Genomic DNA, 1,820 nt, shown 5'->3' on the forward strand with positions numbered 1-1,820 from the left:
AACCACCCTTGGCTTCACAGCTTGCTGGCGCCCGGCTACAAGGCGGTGGATATCTTCTTTATCCTCAGCGGCCTGATTCTTGCCGTGGTGTATCGCGACCTGCGCTGGACTCCCGCGCCGCGCTTTATGCTGCGGCGGGTGTTCCGCGTCTACCCGCTGCATATCGTTGCCTTGGTGGTCTTGATCCTGGCGGTGAGCTGGCCGGCCTTTCTGCCCGGCTACTTCGTCAGCCCGGCCTTTGGTGCGTCGGTGCTGATCGTGCAGCCTTACTGGCCATCGCAAGCGGCGCAGAATCCGCCCGCCTGGTCGATCGGTGTGGAAATGCTGTGCTATCTGCTGTTTCCAGCCGCCATGGCCCTGTTGCGCAGCATCGGACAACGTCGCCACGCGCTGTATTCGCTGGTGGCGGTACTCGCGCTAGTGCAGCTCTGGGTGCAGTTTCACTATCTGGGCATCACGACCGGCATTGGCGCCATCGTGCGCGGCCTCGCCGGGTTCTCACTCGGCATGGCCATCGCCCGGCTGGCTGGCCAGCTCACTTTGTCGGCCCGCTGGGCCAGTCGCATCGAACTACTCGCCTGTGCCGGCATCGCTATGGCGATCTGCCTCAAGCAAGAGCACTGGATCGCCAGCTGGGCGGCACTGCTGTTGTTTTGCCTGTATTTCGACCAAGGTGTGGTGGCGCAGCAGCTGCGTAAGCCGCTGTGGCTATGGCTGGGCAATATCTCGTTTTCGGTCTACCTGATCCACTACCCGCTGCTGATGGTGGCCAAAAAGATGCCCTGGCTGGAGGGGCTGCTGCACGGCGGCTTTGCCGGCAAGCTCGCCTACTATGCGCTGCTGACCGGCGCGCTGCTCTTGATCAGCAGCTTGAGCTACCGCTATCTGGAACAGCCATGCCGCAAGATCCCCGACTGGCTGCTGGGCCGCGCCAACCGCCAGCAGCAAGCGGCCGCCGGCTAGTCGCGCGTATGCCAGCCCTCGGGCAATTGCAGCCATGCTGCCTTGTTGGCGTGGCTGACTGAATAGTCTGGCGCAGGCAGATCTTCCCCGGCAAAGCAGCCGCCAGCGATGCCGATCAGCTCGGGCAAAGTGGAGACATACCAGAACAGCGTGGTACCGCAGCGAGCGCAGAAATGGCGCCGCTGATCATGGTTCTGCGCCTGGTGGTGAAAGGCATACACCAAGGTTTCGCCGCTGATCTCGACCACGCTTGCCTTCGGAAAATACATCGATCGGCCAAAGGCGCTGCCGGTGCGGCGCTGGCAGTTCTGGCAGTGACACACACCATTCATGCGCGGCTGCCCACTCACGGTGATTCGCGTCGCATCACAGGCACAGCGCGCGGTATGCAATGGCAGTTCACTCATGGCTTGGCGGGCAGCAAGGCAGCCAACTCGGCGGGGAGCACATGGCCGGGCCAGCGTTGGTGAATGGCCAGCGCCAGCCGGCGCGCCTCGTCCAGCTTGCCTTGTTTGAGCGCTGCCAAGGCCTTGTTTTGCTGCTCATTCAAGCTCAGGGCAGCATCTTCCTGAATGGAAGCCGCTTCCTTGAGTTTGCTCGACGCCATCTCGAGTTTTCCGGACCTTTGCTCCGCGCCTGCCACCGCACGCGGCGCAGCCGGCAGTGAAGCAGCAGTTGCCGGGGCTGGCGGTACCGGCGCTTCCACCACCGGCGCCTCGGCAGCAGCCAGCCGCGATTCCGCCGGACTGCTTCGCCCGCCTTCCGGGCGAGCGGGCGATGATGCAGGCGGAGCCGGGGGCTCTTTCGCAGCGAGATTGATCGACGAGCCGGTCACTTCGATCCTGTCTGCACGGCTT

Annotated in this window: 2 protein-coding genes and 1 pseudogene; 1 reads left to right on the top strand and 2 read right to left on the bottom strand. The window is 63.6% G+C overall.

From position 1 onward, the window contains the following. On the top strand, nucleotides 1–963 hold a 963-nt coding region (locus tag ACE3OH_RS22030; protein ID WP_374358393.1), incomplete at its 5' end, for an acyltransferase family protein. Here the strand turns inward: ACE3OH_RS22030 and ACE3OH_RS22035 are convergent. Beyond that, nucleotides 960–1,313: a GFA family protein gene (locus ACE3OH_RS22035; protein ID WP_374358396.1), complete on the bottom strand. Its 354-nt coding sequence runs from the start codon at nucleotides 1,311–1,313 to the stop codon at nucleotides 960–962. The genes ACE3OH_RS22030 and ACE3OH_RS22035 overlap by 4 nt on opposite strands. 53 nt (nucleotides 1,314–1,366) lie before the next feature. Continuing rightward, nucleotides 1,367–1,820: pseudogene (locus tag ACE3OH_RS22040) on the bottom strand (hypothetical protein); the annotation flags it as partial.

This window comes from Chitinimonas sp. (assembly GCF_041904975.1).
Lineage (GTDB): Bacteria > Pseudomonadota > Gammaproteobacteria > Burkholderiales > Chitinimonadaceae > Chitinimonas.